The sequence below is a fragment of the Amycolatopsis sp. NPDC031561 genome (assembly GCF_055580625.1).
In genome coordinates this window covers 24,347-38,986 of sequence record NZ_JBVILA010000029.1, presented here as the reverse complement: position 1 = coordinate 38,986, position 14,640 = coordinate 24,347, and the positions used below count along the sequence as shown (strand labels likewise).

Here is a 14,640-nt window from a genome sequence, read left to right as displayed (position 1 = left end):
ATGGCGTTCTGGGATGATGCGCGAAACGCGGTCACGCATGTGGTGCACGAGGTGGGAAGCGGCATCAAGCACGCCGTACAGAAAGCCGCGGAGTGGACCCATGACCTGTTCGATGGGCCGGGCAACCTGGGCAGGGTCGTCTCGATCGAGCGCGAAGTGCCGCTGTTGCTGGCGGGGACGAGTCAGGAGTGGCACGCCGGAGCGGTGACCGCGAACAGTCTCGCGGAGCGGACGCGCGGCTTGTCGGATCGGGTGCTCGCGGTGTCACAGGCTTTCGAGTCCGCCTGGACCGGGCAGTCCGCGGAGGCCGCGAACGCGCATGTGTCCAAGGTCGGGCATGTCATGGATCTGACCAGTACGACGCTGGCAGTCAACGCGGACAACGTATCCGGGGTCGCGTCGAATTTCGACTACACCCGGAACAGTATGGTTCCGCTGCCCGCAAAGCCTCCGGAGGAGAGTTTTTGGGACAAGCTCAGCCCGTGGGCTACTGACACCGAAGATGAGATCGCCCGGTACAACGCTGCCGCGAAGCGTAACTACGAGCTCTACGAGGCTTACGCCACCAATACTCGGCAACAAGGGGATGCGCTTCAGCGGGACTACGGCGACCTCGGTACGTTCGACGGTGGCGATATAACGATCACGGACGGGCAATCGGGCAGCCCGCAAACTGCGCCTGGCAAGGCAAGTCATGGTGGCCCGCAGTCGCACCCGGGAGCTGCTCCCGCGCCAGGAACGACCACGCCTGCCCCCGTGACGGTGGCTTCCCATCCGGTGGCTTCTCAACTGGCACAGGGTGGCCATGACAACGGCAGCGGATTCTCTCCTTCGCCTCGTTCGGGGAATGACGACGAGACGGTGGCAGCCGGATTCACGCGGCCGGATATGGCGAACACCGGCGTCCCCGGGTTGCTGCCCGGCGTCCCGCCTGGCTCTGGTCCAGGCGCGGGAACGACACCGCCGACGTATCCGGTCGGCGGACCGGGTTATGTCGAACGTCCAGGTGGAGGCGCTGGGCGGACGCCGGGCGAGGCAGGAAAGAGTGCCAATCTGCCCGGCGGCGGGAAGCAGACGGGCATACGCGGCATGACGGAGAACCCTGTTCACAGCGGTCCTGCCGGATCCGGGCGAGCAGGCAACCGTCTCAACACCGCGACCCCTGGCGGTATGGCCCCAGGGGGACGAGGGAAGCCCGAAGAAGACAAAGAACACCAGCGTAAGTATGTCCTTGCCGAAGACGCCCTGTTTACCGAAGAAGACAAGAAAGACGTCGACCCGACCACGGGCCTGCCGCCGGCTCCGCCGACTATCGGCGCTTGAAATTGACGCGTTACAAAGGTTTCCCGTCTCGGCAAGAGTGTGTGGGAGCGGCCTCATGTCTGTGATCGACCGCGCGGTGGTAGTGCCACGACTGGCTTTTCTGACCGCATGGACCATGCTCGACCTGGGCGACCCTCCCTCGATTTTCGGCACTGGCCGTCATTTCTGGATGGAGGACGGCTTCCGGCGGGAACTGGACGGGAAGACTTTGGAGTGGCTGGCCGATCATGGGCTCGCCAGGCGTGGCCGGCTCAATCCACTCTGGACCGACAGTCTGCGAGTGATCGCCACCGCCGCCACCGAGTTTTACGGCTGGTCTCACTACAAGGATGACTCGCGCGGCGCGATTCTCGTCGCGATCGAAGGAACGGACGCCGTTCGGGTGCTCGCCGACGCGGACACCGTGACAGTTCAGCCGGTCGCGGCGAAGTGGCCTGCCACATCGCTGTTGGACTGTCTGCCGGAACTCGATGGTGCACCGGTGAGGACGGTGGCTGTGGAGCGAGCCTTCTATGACAACCCGGACACCACTCCGGTCAGCCCTCTCGCGGAACCAGCCGACACCAGGGACGTGGACTATCTCGCCGAGGTGATGCGGCGTCCTCGCGATGCCGCGCATCAGCTCTACACCGCCAGACGTGATGGCGATGGGCACCGTGTTCGTAGCTCACCGATCTCGGCGATAGACCTCACCGGGCAAGGCCGGGTCCTCACCTATGTCACCGGTGAGGGGAATATCGCGCTGACGTCGGGAACACCTCGCGAGATCATCGTGGCGCTCAACGACACCGCTGCCGGGCTGCGGGCGTAGCTTCGCCGATGGTCGCGACGCCAAAGTGGCTTCCGGATTGGTGAGTTGTTGGCATTGACCTGGGAAACTTCGGTGGATCTTGACGGCGGAACCATCTGGTGCCCGGGTGGGGCGTGCTAGTCCGGCGTGGCGTCGGAAGCGCGATCCGAGGGCTTTAGCAGCCGATTCCGGCGAGCACAAGGCGGTGCCGGTGATATGTGGACAACTCGCCCCGATCAGGCGGCGCACAACTACTTATCCACAGAAGTAGAAATGCGGGCAGACAAAGCCTTCTCCTCGGTTCATCGTGGAATCACACATTCACCGACGGCGATCGAGCCGCCGATTCACGGGGGAGAACCCAGCCATGCAACGACGTTTGACGAACCTGCGCGCACGCCTTCCGCACGTCCTCCTGCTGGCCATGTTCGGCCTGCTGACCAGCACCGGAGTCGCCAGTGCCACCACCGGCCCGCCCGCACCGGTCTGTCAGAAGGGCGAGTTCTGCGTGTACGGCGAAGAATCGTTCGGCGGCGCTGCGCACAAATTCGACCTGCGCACCTCCAACCCCGAGGAATGCATTCCCCTGCCCGACGGCTTCGACGGGCATTCGTTCGTCAACCGGCTGAGCCGCGACGTGACGATTTATCAGAGCGAGGAGTGCACGACCGAAGGAGATTTCATCACCTATCCGGGTGGCGGCACCTACGTACCCCAGGGCCCGTTCGTGATCCGCGCCCTCAAGATCTGGGACTGACCACCCCGACGGTTCGCGCCGGTCGCTTGCAGCGGAGTCGACTCGCGACCTGCGCGAACCCAGGGGCCGCTCCCCCAAAGCGGCCCCGGCCCGTGAGCGCGTCACCCCGCGTCGTGACGCGCTCACGGGTGTTCCAAAAAACGGTGGGCCCGACCTGAAACGATCTGGCGGTGTCGAACGATCGACAGGTTGGCGACGGCTAAGCTGCCGACGCTGGGCGACACCCAACGTCGCCGACGTCGGCCCTCGTAGCTCAGCTGGATAGAGCAAGAGCCTTCTAATCTCTAGGTCGCAGGTTCAAGTCCTGCCGGGGGCACGCCGCCACAGGGAAACCCCTGGTCACGCAAGTGGCCAGGGGTTCTCCTTCTCGTTTCGCCGCGGCCGCCCATGGTTTGAACGCGCGCGGTGGAGTCCCTGACGACCAGTTCGGCGGGCAACTCGGCGGGAGCGGGGGCCTTCTCCCCGCGCAGCAGGCCCAGCACCAGATCGCCGGCCGCCCGTCCCTTGGCGGCGAGGTCCTGCCGGACCGTCGTCAGCGGTGGTTCGGACCAGCGGGCGGGCGGGACGTCGTCGAAGCCCACGACGGAAACATCACCCGGGACGGACAGCCCGAGGTGTCGAGCCGCCGAGATCGCCGCCAGCGCCAGCAGATCCGACATGCACAACAGCGCCGTCGGCCGCGGCTGCCGGTCGAGCAGGCCGAACGCGCTCGGGAGGGCGCTTTCGACCGAGAGCCCGGACGCCTCCCAGATCGGTATGTCCGCCGCCGGGACACCGGCCTCGGTCAGTGTCTCCAGGTAGCCGGCCATCCGCTCGCGGTTGTCGTGGAACCGGCTGTTCCCGGCCTCCGCCACGCTCAGTTCGCCACCGCGCGGCGCCGAGAGACACTGCGCCGAGAAGATCCCGATCCGCCGGTGCCCGAGCTCCAGCAGGTGCCGGGCGGCCGCGGCCGCCCCCGCCCGGTCCGCCACGCCGACCCTGGCCGAACCGCGGATGTGCGGCTGGTCGATCACCACCAGCGGCATGCCCCGGTCGCGGACCGCGTTCAGCGCGGGCGCGCCGTCTGCCAGCGAATACGCCACCGCGATGTCGGCTTGCGCGGTCAGGACGCGTTCCGCGCGCGGGCCGCCGCTCTCGCCGTCGCCGGGGAGCAGCAGGAGGGCGTGGCCCTCGGGGTCGACGACGGTCGAGAGCGCGTCGAGGGTGAGCGACAACGCGGGATCCGAGAAGGCCGTCGAAAGGTTCGTGTCGAGCAGCACGGCGATCGCGCCGGTGCGGCTGGTGGCCAGGCTGCGCGCCGTCGGGTTCGGCCCCGCGTACCCGATTTTCTTGGCCGCGCGCAGCACCTCTTCCCGCAGCCGGGCGGACAGCTGGTCGGGCCGGTTGTACGCGTTGGAGACGGTCGCCCGTGACACCCCGACGGCGTCGGCGACATCGTCCAACGTCGGCCGTCGCCGTCGCGTGCTGGTCACCGCCGCAGTCTAGTCCCGGCAAGGGCCGGTGGACTTTCTGAAGCGCTTAAGTCATTCTGGGGTAACAGGAATCGGAAGGAGACTGGGGTTTATGCGTGACCGTACGGCCGTTTTCGTCGTGTTCGCGCTCAACGGGGCCGCGCTCGGCTCGTGGGCGCCGCGGACTCCGGCGTTGTCGGAGAGGGTGAACGCTTCGCCGGGTGTTTTCGGCCTGGCCCTGCTGGGGGCCAGCGTCGGCATGTTGATCGCGGCGTCGGTTTCGGGGCGGCTGATCGAGCGGCACGGTGCGCGCGCGGTGGTCGCGGGCAGCACGGTCATCGCCTGTGCCGCGTTGCCGATGATCGGCTTCTCGACGTCGGTCGTCCTGCTGTCCGGGGCGCTGTTCGTCCTCGGCGCGAGCGTCGGCGCGCTGGACGTCGCGATGAACGTCGCGGGCGTCGAGGTGGAACGCCGGTCCGGGCGGGCCATCATGCCGATCCTGCACGCCGGGTTCAGTTTCGGCGCGCTGGCGGGCTCCGTCGCCGCCGGATTCGCCGCTTCGCACCACTGGTCGCCGGGACGGCATCTCACCGTCGCCGCGCTGGCGGCGTTGGTCGTGCTCGCCTTCGTCGTCGTGGCGGTGCCCGGCGCGCGGCCGGCTCACGTCGGACCCGTCGAGAGGCCGCGGGTGCCGCCGATCAAGCGTCCGGTCCTCTGGCTGCTCGCCGCCATCGCGCTGTTCTCGGCGATCGCGGAAGGCGCGAGTTCGGACTGGTCCGCCCTGCTGATGACGTCCGCGCACGGGGTCGGCGACGGCGCCGCGGCCTTCGCCTACTCCGGGTTCGCCCTGTCCATGGCGCTGGCCAGGCTCGCGGGCGCCTGGCTTCAGAACCGCTTCGGCGCGACCCGCGCGCTGGCGGTGGGCGCCGGGATCGCCGCGGCGGGGCTCGTGCTCGCCGCGTTGGCAGGCCGGCCGATGTTCGGGTTCGTCGGCTTCGCGCTGGCGGGTGCCGGGCTGGCCGCGGCCTTCCCGATCGCGTTGAGCCTCGCGGGAGCGTCGGGCAAACGCGCCGACGGCACCGGAGGCGAGCGGGAGCTGGCCTTCGTCACCGCGATCGCCTACACAGGCTTCCTCGCCGGTCCGCCGCTGATCGGCGGAATCGCGCAGGTGACATCGCTTTCGGTGTCGTTCCTGTTCGTCGGCCTGACCGCCGCGCTGATCGTGCCGTCCGCGCTCGCCGCGGCGCGGGCGGCGAAACGAGAGGAGATGTCCGAACCCGCCGCCCGTTGACATCCTCGCCGCGACGCGGGCAAGCTGATTGCTCGTAAACTGAAATGAATGCGGCTCGTTCGCTGTTTCAGGGTGGCTGATCCGGGGAGGAGCGGCGTGAGGGTGCTGATGCTCGGGGGCGGCGTAGGGGTCCTGACCGGTCGTCATCAGGTTCCGGGGATACCGGCGCGGCTGGTGCAGACCACCTTGCCCCGGCTCGTGCTGGTCCCGGTGGTGTTCCGGCTGGTGATGCTGGTGCAGGCGCTGTGGGCGGCGGGCTTCGGCGGAACGACGGTGTTGTGGACGTTCGCGGTGCTGCACTTGGTACCGAACGTCGCCGAAGCGATCTGGGTCTTCCGCTGGTCCGCCCGCGATCCCGCCGGTACGCGCCTGGTGCCGGCGGTCGACGCCGGGGTCGCCGTGCTGTTGACCCTGGGGGCCGCCCTGCTCGCGCGGGACGTCGCGATCACGTCGATCACCTGGACCCACCTGATGGGCACGGTGATGATCTGGACGCTGCTGCGGGGCGCGCTGGCGGGAGCGGCGGTCATCGGGGGCGCGGTGGTGCTGCACGCCCTGCTGGACCCGGCCACCTCACTCGGTCTCTTCCTCACGCTCGGGACCGCGCTGGCGGCCTGCCTCGCGATCGTGGGCCTGGTCGGCGCGTCGATGCGGTTCGCGCTCGGGTTCGGCGAGCAGCAGGGCCGGGCGGCGGAACGGGAACGGCATCGCCGCGACGTCCACGACACCGTCCTGCAGGTGATGGAGTCGTTCGCCATCCCCGCGCCCGCCGACGAACTCGATCCGGCGGCCAGCCTCGACCGGGTCCGCCGCACCGCTCGCGCCCAGGCGATGCGCCTCCGGATCAGCCTCGAGCACGAACCCGCCGAGTCCGTCGGGCTGCACCAGCGTCTCCGCCTGCTCGCCGCCGAGATGGCCGCGGAAGGACTGCGTGCCGAGGTCGTCATCCAGGACGACTGCGGTCCGGGGATCGCGGAGGAGGCGGCCATGGCGCTGCACGACGCGGCCAGGGAGGCCTTGCGCAACACGCTGAAGCACTCCGGGACCCGAAGGGCCGTCGTCAGCGTCGAGGAGATCGGCGGCGGGGTCTCCTTGACGGTGCGTGATCACGGCGCCGGTTTCGACGTCGGCGACAGGCGGCGCGGGTTCGGTCTCGAGAACTCGATCATCGCGCGGATGGCGGAGATCGGTGGTTTCGCGCGGATCGAATCCAGCCCGGGCCTGGGCACGAGAGTGGTGCTTCTCGCCCCGTCAGTCTTGAGTGTCCCCGTCGGGTGAGTCCCGCCACTGGCGGAACGGCCGGTCCAGCGTCCACTTGTCGCCGTCGCGTTCGACGACGCGGTATTCGCAGGTCGTCGGATTGGACAGGGACTCGAACAGCTCGATGCTCCAGCCGAAGAGCCGACGGCACAGCAAGCGGATGGTCAGGCCGTGTGAGACGACCAGCACGGTCTCGGGGTGATCTTCGCCGCAAGCGGCCAGTTCGCTGAGGAACGCCGCGACCCGGTCGTCGACGTCCGCGCCGGACTCGCCGAACGGGAGCCGGTAGAAGAAGTGCCCGAACTCGTGACGTCGCTGCTTCTGTATCTCCTGCTCCAGCGGATCCTGGAGGTTGCCCCAGTCCTGTTCCCGCAGCCTCGGTTCCGGCACGATCCGCTCGCAGACGTCGCGGATGTCCAGTAGCCGCAACGTTTCCCGCGTCCGCAGATACGGGCTGACGTAAACCGCCGGGCGCTCGCCGCCGAGGAGTTCCAGGAGCTCCGGACCCGCCTGCCGAGCTTGCTCGCGGCCCGCGTCGGTCAGCGGGAGGGAATGGTCGGGGATCCGCGTGTACGCGAGTTCGTCGACGTTGCCGAGCGACTCGGCATGCCTCAGCAGGATGATCCGCACGCCGCCATCTTGCCCCTTTTCCGTCCGGCTTACCCTCGTGACGTGCCTTCAGACCCCGAGACGAAACCGGCCGCACCCGCGCGGAAGGCCGGTGTCCTGCCGCTGGTGTCGATCGGAGCGCTCTTGGCGGCGGTGGTGGCCGTCGGCCTGGTCGCGCTGACGGGTGGCGCCGGTTACGTCATCGCCGGCCTGCCGGATCCGGGGCTGGTGACGCGCTATGGCATCACCGTCGTCCGGGTGCTGGCGGAGGCGGCCTCGGTGCTGTGCGTGGGTTCGCTGCTGTTCGCCGCGTTCCTCGTCCCGCCGCAGAAGTCCGGCACGCTCGCCGCGGACGGGTACGCGGCCATCCGGGTCGCGGGCGTCGCCGCGTGGGTGTGGTTCTTCGCGGCCGCCGCGTCGATCTTCTTCTCCGCGGCCGACGGCGCGGGGCGACCGTTCACCGAGGTGCTCTCGCCGCAGGTGCTGATCGACCTGGTGGACGCCATCGAGCAGCCCAAGGCCTGGCTGTTCACCGCGCTGATCGCGCTGCTGGTCGCGCTCGGCTGCCGTCTCGCGCTGACCTGGGGCTGGACGACGGTGGTCTTCTTCCTGTCCGTCGGCGGCCTGATCCCGGTCGCGGTCACCGGGCACTCCGCGAGCGGTGGCTCGCACGACATGGCGACCAACAGCCTCCTGTACCACCTGGTCGCCGCCGCGCTGTGGGTCGGCGGGCTGGTGGCGGTGCTCGCCCTCGGCTGGCGCCGCGGCGAGAACCTCAAGCTCGCCGCGACACGGTTCTCGAAGCTGGCACTGGTCTGCTGGGTCGTGATGGCGGTCTCCGGCATCGTGAACGCGCTGGTGCGGATCAGGATCGCCGACCTGTTCACCACCGACTACGGCCTGCTCGTGGTCGCGAAGATCGTCGCGTTGCTGCTGCTCGGCGTCTTCGGGCACCAGCAGCGCCAGAAGGGTGTCGCCGGGCTGGTGAACGGTGCCGGCGGCGGGCAGCTGCTGCGGCTCGCCGCGGTCGAGGTGCTGATCATGTTCATCACGATCGGCATCGCCACCGGGCTCGCGAAGACCCCGCCGCCGCAGGAATCGTTCACCCAGCCGTCGACGACGGAACTGCTGATCGGCTACGACCTCTACGGCCCGCCGACCGTGCTCAGGCTGCTCACGGACTGGCGGTTCGACCTCGTCTACGGCACCCTCGCGATCGTTCTCGCCGGGCTGTACCTCGCCGGAGTCCAGCGACTGCGCCGCCGCGGCGACACGTGGGCAACCGGCCGGACCATCGCGTGGCTCGCGGGCTGTTTCGTGCTGCTGATCGCGACGTCGTCCGGCATCGGCCGGTACGCGCCCGCGATGTTCAGCGTGCACATGGGCAACCACATGCTGTTGTCCATGGTGGCGCCGGTGCTGTTCGTGCTCGGCGGACCCGTGACGCTCGCGCTGCGTGCGCTGCCCGCCGCGGGCAAGGACGCCCCGCCCGGACCGCGTGAATGGCTGCTCGCCTTCGTGCACTCGCCGCTCTCGCGGTTCCTGACGCATCCGGTCGTCGCGCTGCTGCTGTTCGTCGGCTCCTTCTACGGCCTGTACTTCTCGGGCCTGTTCGACTCCGCGCTGAACTACCACTGGGCGCATCTCGCGATGAACGCGCACTTCCTGCTCGCCGGATACGTCTTCTACTGGCCGGTGATCGGCGTCGACCCGGCGCCGCGCCGGATCCCGCCGCTGGGACGGCTGGGGATGATGTTCGCCGCCATGCCGTTCCACGCGTTCTTCGGGATCGCGCTGATGAGCATGCAGACCGTGCTCGGCCAGGACTTCTATCGCGGGCTGAAACTGCCGTGGGTCACCGACCTTCTCACCGACCAGCGCCTTGGCGGCGGTATCGCGTGGGCGTCCGGTGAGCTGCCGGTCCTGCTGGTGCTCGTCGCGCTGCTGGTGCAGTGGGCACGCCAGGACGAGCGCGAGGCTCGGCGCAAGGACCGCCGCGAGGACGCCTCGGGCGACGCGGATCTGAACGCTTACAACGCGATGCTGAAGAACCTCGCGGACCAGGGCCGGGGACGGGACTCTTAGGTCACGCGCTACCACAAGTCCTCGCGCGCCCGGCGGCTTCCGCCCGAGTTGTCCACAGGAAGCCCACATCGCCCCGAGTTGTCCACAGATCCGATTCGCGCCCCTTTTCGCCCTTTGATCCGAGGCAGTCTGTGATCAAGGGAAACACCGAGGAGAAAGGCGAGTGTGATGGCGATGGGCGAAACGTGGGTGACGATGATCGGCAACCTGACCAGCGAACCGGTCCACCATCCGGAACGGGTGCACGGGCACGACGTCGTGTCGTTCGGCTTGCGGAGTGTCGAACGCCGGTACGACAAGGAAAGAGGGGAGTGGGGAGAGGGGCGGCAGCTCGCGGTCAAGGTCACCTGCTGGCGCAAGCTGGCGATGGCGGCGTTTTCGTGCCTGAGCAAGGGCGATCCGGTGATCGTGGCCGGACGGCTGCGCGGCGCCGAGACCGCGGAGGAGATCCCGGCACCTCTCGGTCTACCTGAGCTTGAGGCCTTCTCGATCGGGCCCAACCTCGCGCGCTGCTCGGCCGAGATCCGGCGGGCCGGGCGTGATCGGCCCAGGGCGATCCCGATGGCGCCGCCACCCGTGGGGAATCCCATGGTCACCGCGCTCGAGGAGGCGCCCGTGGCGTGAGGGTTCCGATGCTCACTCAGTGATGTCGGGCTGACCGTCGGTAGTTCGGTGGTGACCGCCGTCAAGGCCGCGATCGGCTCGCTCTACGATCGGTTGTATGGCCGAGTTCATCTACACCATGAAGAAGGTGCGCAAGACCGTCGGGGACAAGGTCATCCTCGACGACGTCAGCACCGCGTTCTACCCCGGCGCCAAGATCGGCGTGGTGGGGCCGAACGGCGCGGGTAAGTCCACCGTTCTGAAGATCATGGCGGGGATCGAGCAGGCCAGCAACGGCGAAGCCTTCCTCCAGCCTGGCGCCAGCGTCGGCATCCTCATGCAGGAGCCGGTGCTCAACGAAGAGAAGACCGTCCGCGAAAACGTCGAAGAAGGCCTTGGCGACATCAAGGTCAAGCTCAACCGCTTCAACGAGGTCGCCGAGCTGATGGCGACCGACTACAGCGACGAGCTGATGGAGGAGATGGGCAAGCTCCAGGAGGACCTCGACCACGCCGACGCGTGGGAGATCGACTCCGCGGTGGAGCAGGCGATGGACGCCCTCCGCTGCCCGCCGCCGGAAGAGCAGGTCACCCACCTCTCCGGTGGTGAGCGCCGCCGGGTCGCGCTGTGCAAGCTGCTCCTGTCCGCGCCCGACCTGCTGCTCCTCGACGAGCCCACCAACCATCTGGACGCCGAAAGCGTGCTGTGGCTGGAACAGTTCCTCGCGAACTACGCCGGCGCCGTCCTCGCCGTCACGCACGACCGGTACTTCCTGGACAACGTCGCGCAGTGGATCATGGAGCTCGACCGCGGCCGCGTCGTCGGCTACGAGGGCAACTACTCCACGTACCTGGAGAAGAAGCGCGAGCGCCTCGAGGTCCAGGGCAAGAAGGACGCCAAGCTCGCCAAGCGGTTGAAGACCGAGCTCGAATGGGTCCGGTCCAACGCCAAGGCCCGTCAGACCAAGTCGCGGTCCCGGCTCGACCGCTACGAAGAGATGGCGGCGGAGGCGGACAAGCACCGCAAGCTCGACTTCGAAGAGATCCAGATCCCGCCGGGGCCCCGGCTGGGCAGCGTGGTCGTCGAGGTCGAGAAGCTGCGCAAGGGCTTCGACGACCGCGTGCTGATCGACGGACTGTCCTTCGACCTGCCGCGCAACGGCATCGTCGGCGTGATCGGGCCGAACGGTGTCGGCAAGACGACCCTGTTCAAGACGATCGTCGGGCTCGAGGAGCCGGACGACGGCGTGGTCAAGATCGGCGAGACGGTCAAACTGTCCTATGTGGACCAGAACCGTGGCGGGATCGACCCGAAGAAGACGGTGTGGGAGGTGGTTTCGGACAAGCTGGACTACATCCACGTCGGGCAGACCGAAATGCCCTCGCGTGCCTATGTCAGCGCGTTCGGTTTCAAGGGCCCGGACCAGCAGAAGCCGGCGGGCGTGCTCTCCGGTGGTGAGCGCAACCGGCTGAACCTGGCGCTGACCCTCAAGCAGGGCGGGAACCTGATCCTGCTCGACGAGCCGACGAACGACCTGGACGTCGAGACCCTGGGCTCGCTGGAGAACGCTCTCGAGCAGTTCCCCGGTTGCGCCGTGGTGATCTCGCACGACCGGTGGTTCCTCGACCGGGTCGCGACGCACATCCTCGCCTGGGAAGGCACCGAAGAGAACCCCTCGCAATGGTTCTGGTTCGAAGGTAACTTCGAGGGCTACGAGAAGAACAAGGTCGAACGTCTCGGTGCCGAGGCGGCTCGTCCGCACCGCGTCACCCATCGCAAGCTGACCCGCGACTGAGGGCCGGGGGTTCCCCGTGGAAGCCAGCAAGCGCCAACGGCCGGGCCCGCCCACCATCATGGTGGGTGGGCGGACGGCTGCCACCGGGGTAACCCTGTCCGCTGTCGGCAGGCTGATCGAACGCGCGGACGCCCTGCACCTGAGGGCGCCCGAGCTCGCCTTGGTCCTCGGGGAGCGCGCGGCCGCGCTCGCCGAGGCCGCCGGTGCCGACGAGCAATGGATCCGCGCGGAAAGCCTGGTGGTGAGCGCCCGGGTCCGGCTCGGCGGCCGTCCCCGCACGGTCGGCAGGGCGGTGGCCGCCCTGCGCGCCGCCGAACACGCGGGCTACGGCGACATCGCCGCCCGGCTGAGGATCGATCTCGCGGTCTGCGCGCGCAGCGTCGGCATCCCGCTGACCGGGCTGGCCGCCCTGCGCCCGCTGCTGGCGGATCCGGCGGTCTCGCCGGCGCACCGGGCCGAGGCGTTGTGCCATCTCGTCGGCTGCTTGGCACAGTTCGGCCGCAAGGCGGAACTGGACCGGGTGCTCGCCGAGGCGGACAAGCTCGTGCTCGGCGACGGCGCGATGACGGCGGATTCGCAGCTGCTGATCCGCGCGATGCTGCGGGTCGGGGTGTCGGCGCACCGTCGTCGTCACGGCGATCTGACGGCCGCGGCCGACGCCGCCCGGACCGGGCTCGGCATGCTCGAAAAGCTCGGAAACCCTGACGACGACGGAGGTCTCGTCCGGATCCGGCTGGCCCTGCAGCTCGTCTGCACGTTGCTGGACCGGGGCGACACGGAGATGGCGCTGGAGGTCGCGAAGCCGATCCTCGACGCGCCCGTCCGGGCCGCCGGGATCGCGCCCGCCGCGTGGCTGAGGCTGGCGGTGGCCACCCGTGTCCTGCTGCCCGCGGGATCCGGGGAAGCCGCGGGCATGCTCGTCCGCGAAGCGGTCGCCGGGACCGAAGACCACAAGCTGCACGCGATCACGGCGCGGTTGTGGCTGGAACTCGCGCAGATCGAGGAACGGCTCGGCCGGGCCGAGGAGGCCATCGGCTGCCTGCATCGTTCGCGGGCCGCCGAGCATCTGCACGCCCGCGCGCGCAGGCAGGCGTGCAACGTCCTGCTCGGCGAGTTCGGCGCGGCCGAGAACGCCGCTGTCGACCTCGACGACGTCCTGCGGGCCGTCGCCGCGGCACCCGCGCCGGTTCCGGCTCCGGCGCCCGCCGAGGTGACCGCGGTGATGGCGCCGATCGACGTGGCGCCCCCGAAGCGGGCCGCGGCCGAACCTCCGGTTCGTCGTGAGCCGCCGAGGCCCGCGAGGCAGCACAGGAAGGCGGAGCCCGAGCCGGTACGGAACACGCCGGTCGAGCCGCCGCGCCCCGCCGTGCCTCCGCGACCGGTGGAGACTCCCGTGGCACCACCCGCCGCGGAAAAGACCGAAGCGCCGCCGGGGTTGAAGCCGCCCTCCCGTCCGGAGCCGTCCCGTGAGGCTGCGGCGCCCGACAGCGATTGGCGCCGCCGGGTACCGAAGAAGCCTGAGCAACCCAAGCCGACGATCAGGTTCGAGCCCGCCGCGCCGAAACTGATGCCGCCGCCGAAACCGGAGCCCGCGCCGCGTCCTGAACCGGTCGCACGCCCTGAGCCTGAGCCGGAGCCCGCGCCGGAGCCCCCGCGGCGCAGGCGTCCGGAGGCACCTGCCGCACGCGAGACCGTCGTTCCCGAACCCACGGCCACCCGGTCCGAAGCCCCGATCCCGGCCGCGCGGCGGCGCCCCGAGGTGCCCGTCCGGTACGAGGAGCCGGAGCCCGTGGTCCCGGAACTGCTGCTGGCCCCCGAGCCCGCCGCCGAACCCCGGCCGCGGATCGCGGCGGAGGCCGAACCGCCGCGTCCGCCGGGGACCGCCGCTCCGTTGTGGGAGAGCGACGAGTGGGCGGCCGAGGAACGGGTCCGCCGGTCCGCCGCGCCCGTTTCGCGCAAGACCAGGCACGACGCCGAACACGGTTCCGTGGCGGCGAAATCGGTGCTGGACCGGCTCGGGATCTCGAGCACCGGCGGGAGTGGCGGCGGCCGACGCCGCGCGGACGGTGCCACGGATCCCGTGCATCCCGACCCCGTCGCCGAGGAACGCGCCGACACCGGACGCGCTCGCCGGGAACAGCCTCCGGTGGAGTACGCCGAACCCGCCGTCCCGCTCGCCCCGCCGCCCCGGGAAGACCCGCCACCGTCGTACGGCGGCGGAACCCGGCAAAGTGCCCAGGAAACTCCCCGGCAGGGCCCCACGGAGGAGGTCGCGGATCCGTGGCTGCCACGGCTGCGGATGCCGCCGTCGCTGGACCCGCTGACCGACACCGGCTCCTGGCGGCCGATCACGCCCTTCCCGGAGAGCTACGCCCGCGCGATCGCGGAGGACGAGCCGCCGCCGGACGCCGGTCTCGCCGACCTGCTCGCCCGTGCGCTCGCCGAACACCAGGCGGGGACCGCCAGCGCGGCCGCGCTCGTGAAGCAGCTCGGTTCCCAGGACTCGGGAAAGCGTCCGGTCAACGGCCGCGACCGGCATCGCACCAACGGAAGCGACTGAGCGGGCGATAGCAAAGGTCCCTTGCTGCGCCCCCGGTGGGAGCCCTCGTGGGCTTGAACGATTCAGTCGGCCGGGTGAGACCGCGTCCCACTCGTTCGCGCGGCAATGGGTGCTGG

Annotated in this window: 11 protein-coding genes and 1 tRNA gene; 10 read left to right on the top strand and 2 right to left on the bottom strand. The window is 69.5% G+C overall.

Going from position 1 to position 14,640, the window contains the following annotated elements; all coding sequences use genetic code 11:
• The 4 genes from ACZ5IK_RS38290 to ACZ5IK_RS38275 all read left to right on the top strand — a co-directional run bounded on the left by ACZ5IK_RS38290 (window position 1) and on the right by ACZ5IK_RS38275 (window position 3,186).
• Window positions 1-1,323: a hypothetical protein gene (locus tag ACZ5IK_RS38290; protein WP_465492147.1), complete on the top strand. Its 1,323-nt coding sequence runs from the start codon at window positions 1-3 to the stop codon at window positions 1,321-1,323.
• Window positions 1,324-1,378: 55 nt separating this feature from the next.
• A complete protein-coding gene (locus tag ACZ5IK_RS38285; RefSeq protein WP_465492146.1) occupies window positions 1,379-2,134 on the top strand; it encodes an ESX secretion-associated protein EspG in 756 nt (251 codons plus the stop codon).
• Between the two features lie 346 nt (window positions 2,135-2,480).
• Entirely contained in the window at window positions 2,481-2,870 is a 390-nt protein-coding gene (locus tag ACZ5IK_RS38280) for a peptidase inhibitor family I36 protein (protein ID WP_465492145.1), read from the top strand.
• 242 nt (window positions 2,871-3,112) lie between these two features.
• Window positions 3,113-3,186, top strand: a tRNA-Arg gene (locus tag ACZ5IK_RS38275).
• Here the strand turns inward: ACZ5IK_RS38275 and ACZ5IK_RS38270 are convergent.
• The gene (locus tag ACZ5IK_RS38270) at window positions 3,155-4,312 is read right to left on the bottom strand and encodes a LacI family DNA-binding transcriptional regulator (protein ID WP_465492195.1); all 1,158 of its coding nucleotides are present in this window, start codon (window positions 4,310-4,312) and stop codon (window positions 3,155-3,157) included. The two genes, ACZ5IK_RS38275 and ACZ5IK_RS38270, sit on opposite strands and share 32 nt — an antisense overlap.
• A gap of 121 nt (window positions 4,313-4,433) precedes the next feature.
• On the opposite strand from ACZ5IK_RS38270, the gene ACZ5IK_RS38265 reads away from it, so the two are divergent.
• On the top strand, window positions 4,434-5,612 hold the full coding sequence (locus ACZ5IK_RS38265; RefSeq protein ID WP_465492144.1) for an MFS transporter: 1,179 nt from the start codon (window positions 4,434-4,436) through the stop codon (window positions 5,610-5,612).
• Window positions 5,613-5,714: 102 nt separating this feature from the next.
• Complete coding sequence (locus tag ACZ5IK_RS38260) at window positions 5,715-6,890, top strand: sensor histidine kinase (protein ID WP_465492194.1); 1,176 nt, start codon at window positions 5,715-5,717, stop codon at window positions 6,888-6,890.
• Here ACZ5IK_RS38260 and ACZ5IK_RS38255 read toward each other — a convergent pair.
• Window positions 6,864-7,502, bottom strand: coding sequence for a histidine phosphatase family protein (locus ACZ5IK_RS38255; protein WP_465492143.1), 639 nt, complete (start codon window positions 7,500-7,502; stop codon window positions 6,864-6,866). The genes ACZ5IK_RS38260 and ACZ5IK_RS38255 overlap by 27 nt on opposite strands.
• 42 nt (window positions 7,503-7,544) lie before the next feature.
• On the opposite strand from ACZ5IK_RS38255, the gene ACZ5IK_RS38250 reads away from it, so the two are divergent.
• The 4 genes from ACZ5IK_RS38250 to ACZ5IK_RS38235 all read left to right on the top strand — a co-directional run bounded on the left by ACZ5IK_RS38250 (window position 7,545) and on the right by ACZ5IK_RS38235 (window position 14,524).
• Complete coding sequence (locus ACZ5IK_RS38250; protein WP_465492142.1) at window positions 7,545-9,566, top strand: bifunctional copper resistance protein CopD/cytochrome c oxidase assembly protein; 2,022 nt, start codon at window positions 7,545-7,547, stop codon at window positions 9,564-9,566.
• Window positions 9,567-9,740: 174 nt separating this feature from the next.
• Complete coding sequence (locus tag ACZ5IK_RS38245) at window positions 9,741-10,190, top strand: single-stranded DNA-binding protein (protein WP_410665850.1); 450 nt, start codon at window positions 9,741-9,743, stop codon at window positions 10,188-10,190.
• 97 nt (window positions 10,191-10,287) lie between these two features.
• Entirely contained in the window at window positions 10,288-11,964 is a 1,677-nt protein-coding gene (gene ettA / locus ACZ5IK_RS38240) for an energy-dependent translational throttle protein EttA (RefSeq protein WP_101605927.1), read from the top strand.
• Between the two features lie 16 nt (window positions 11,965-11,980).
• Window positions 11,981-14,524 carry a tetratricopeptide repeat protein gene (locus ACZ5IK_RS38235; protein WP_465492141.1) on the top strand — a complete coding sequence of 848 codons (2,544 nt, stop codon included), beginning with the start codon at window positions 11,981-11,983 and terminating at the stop codon, window positions 14,522-14,524.
• The last annotated feature ends 116 nt before the right edge of the window (window positions 14,525-14,640 follow it).

Coding starts and splice junctions, on each gene's coding strand:
- ACZ5IK_RS38265 (WP_465492144.1), top strand. CDS start 4,434: ATGCGTGACCGTACGGCCGTTTTCGTCGTGTTCGCGCTCAACGGGGCC.
- ACZ5IK_RS38245 (WP_410665850.1), top strand. CDS start 9,741: ATGGGCGAAACGTGGGTGACGATGATCGGCAACCTGACCAGCGAACCG.
- ettA (WP_101605927.1), top strand. CDS start 10,288: ATGGCCGAGTTCATCTACACCATGAAGAAGGTGCGCAAGACCGTCGGG.
- ACZ5IK_RS38280 (WP_465492145.1), top strand. CDS start 2,481: ATGCAACGACGTTTGACGAACCTGCGCGCACGCCTTCCGCACGTCCTC.
- ACZ5IK_RS38290 (WP_465492147.1), top strand. CDS start 1: ATGGCGTTCTGGGATGATGCGCGAAACGCGGTCACGCATGTGGTGCAC.
- ACZ5IK_RS38285 (WP_465492146.1), top strand. CDS start 1,379: ATGTCTGTGATCGACCGCGCGGTGGTAGTGCCACGACTGGCTTTTCTG.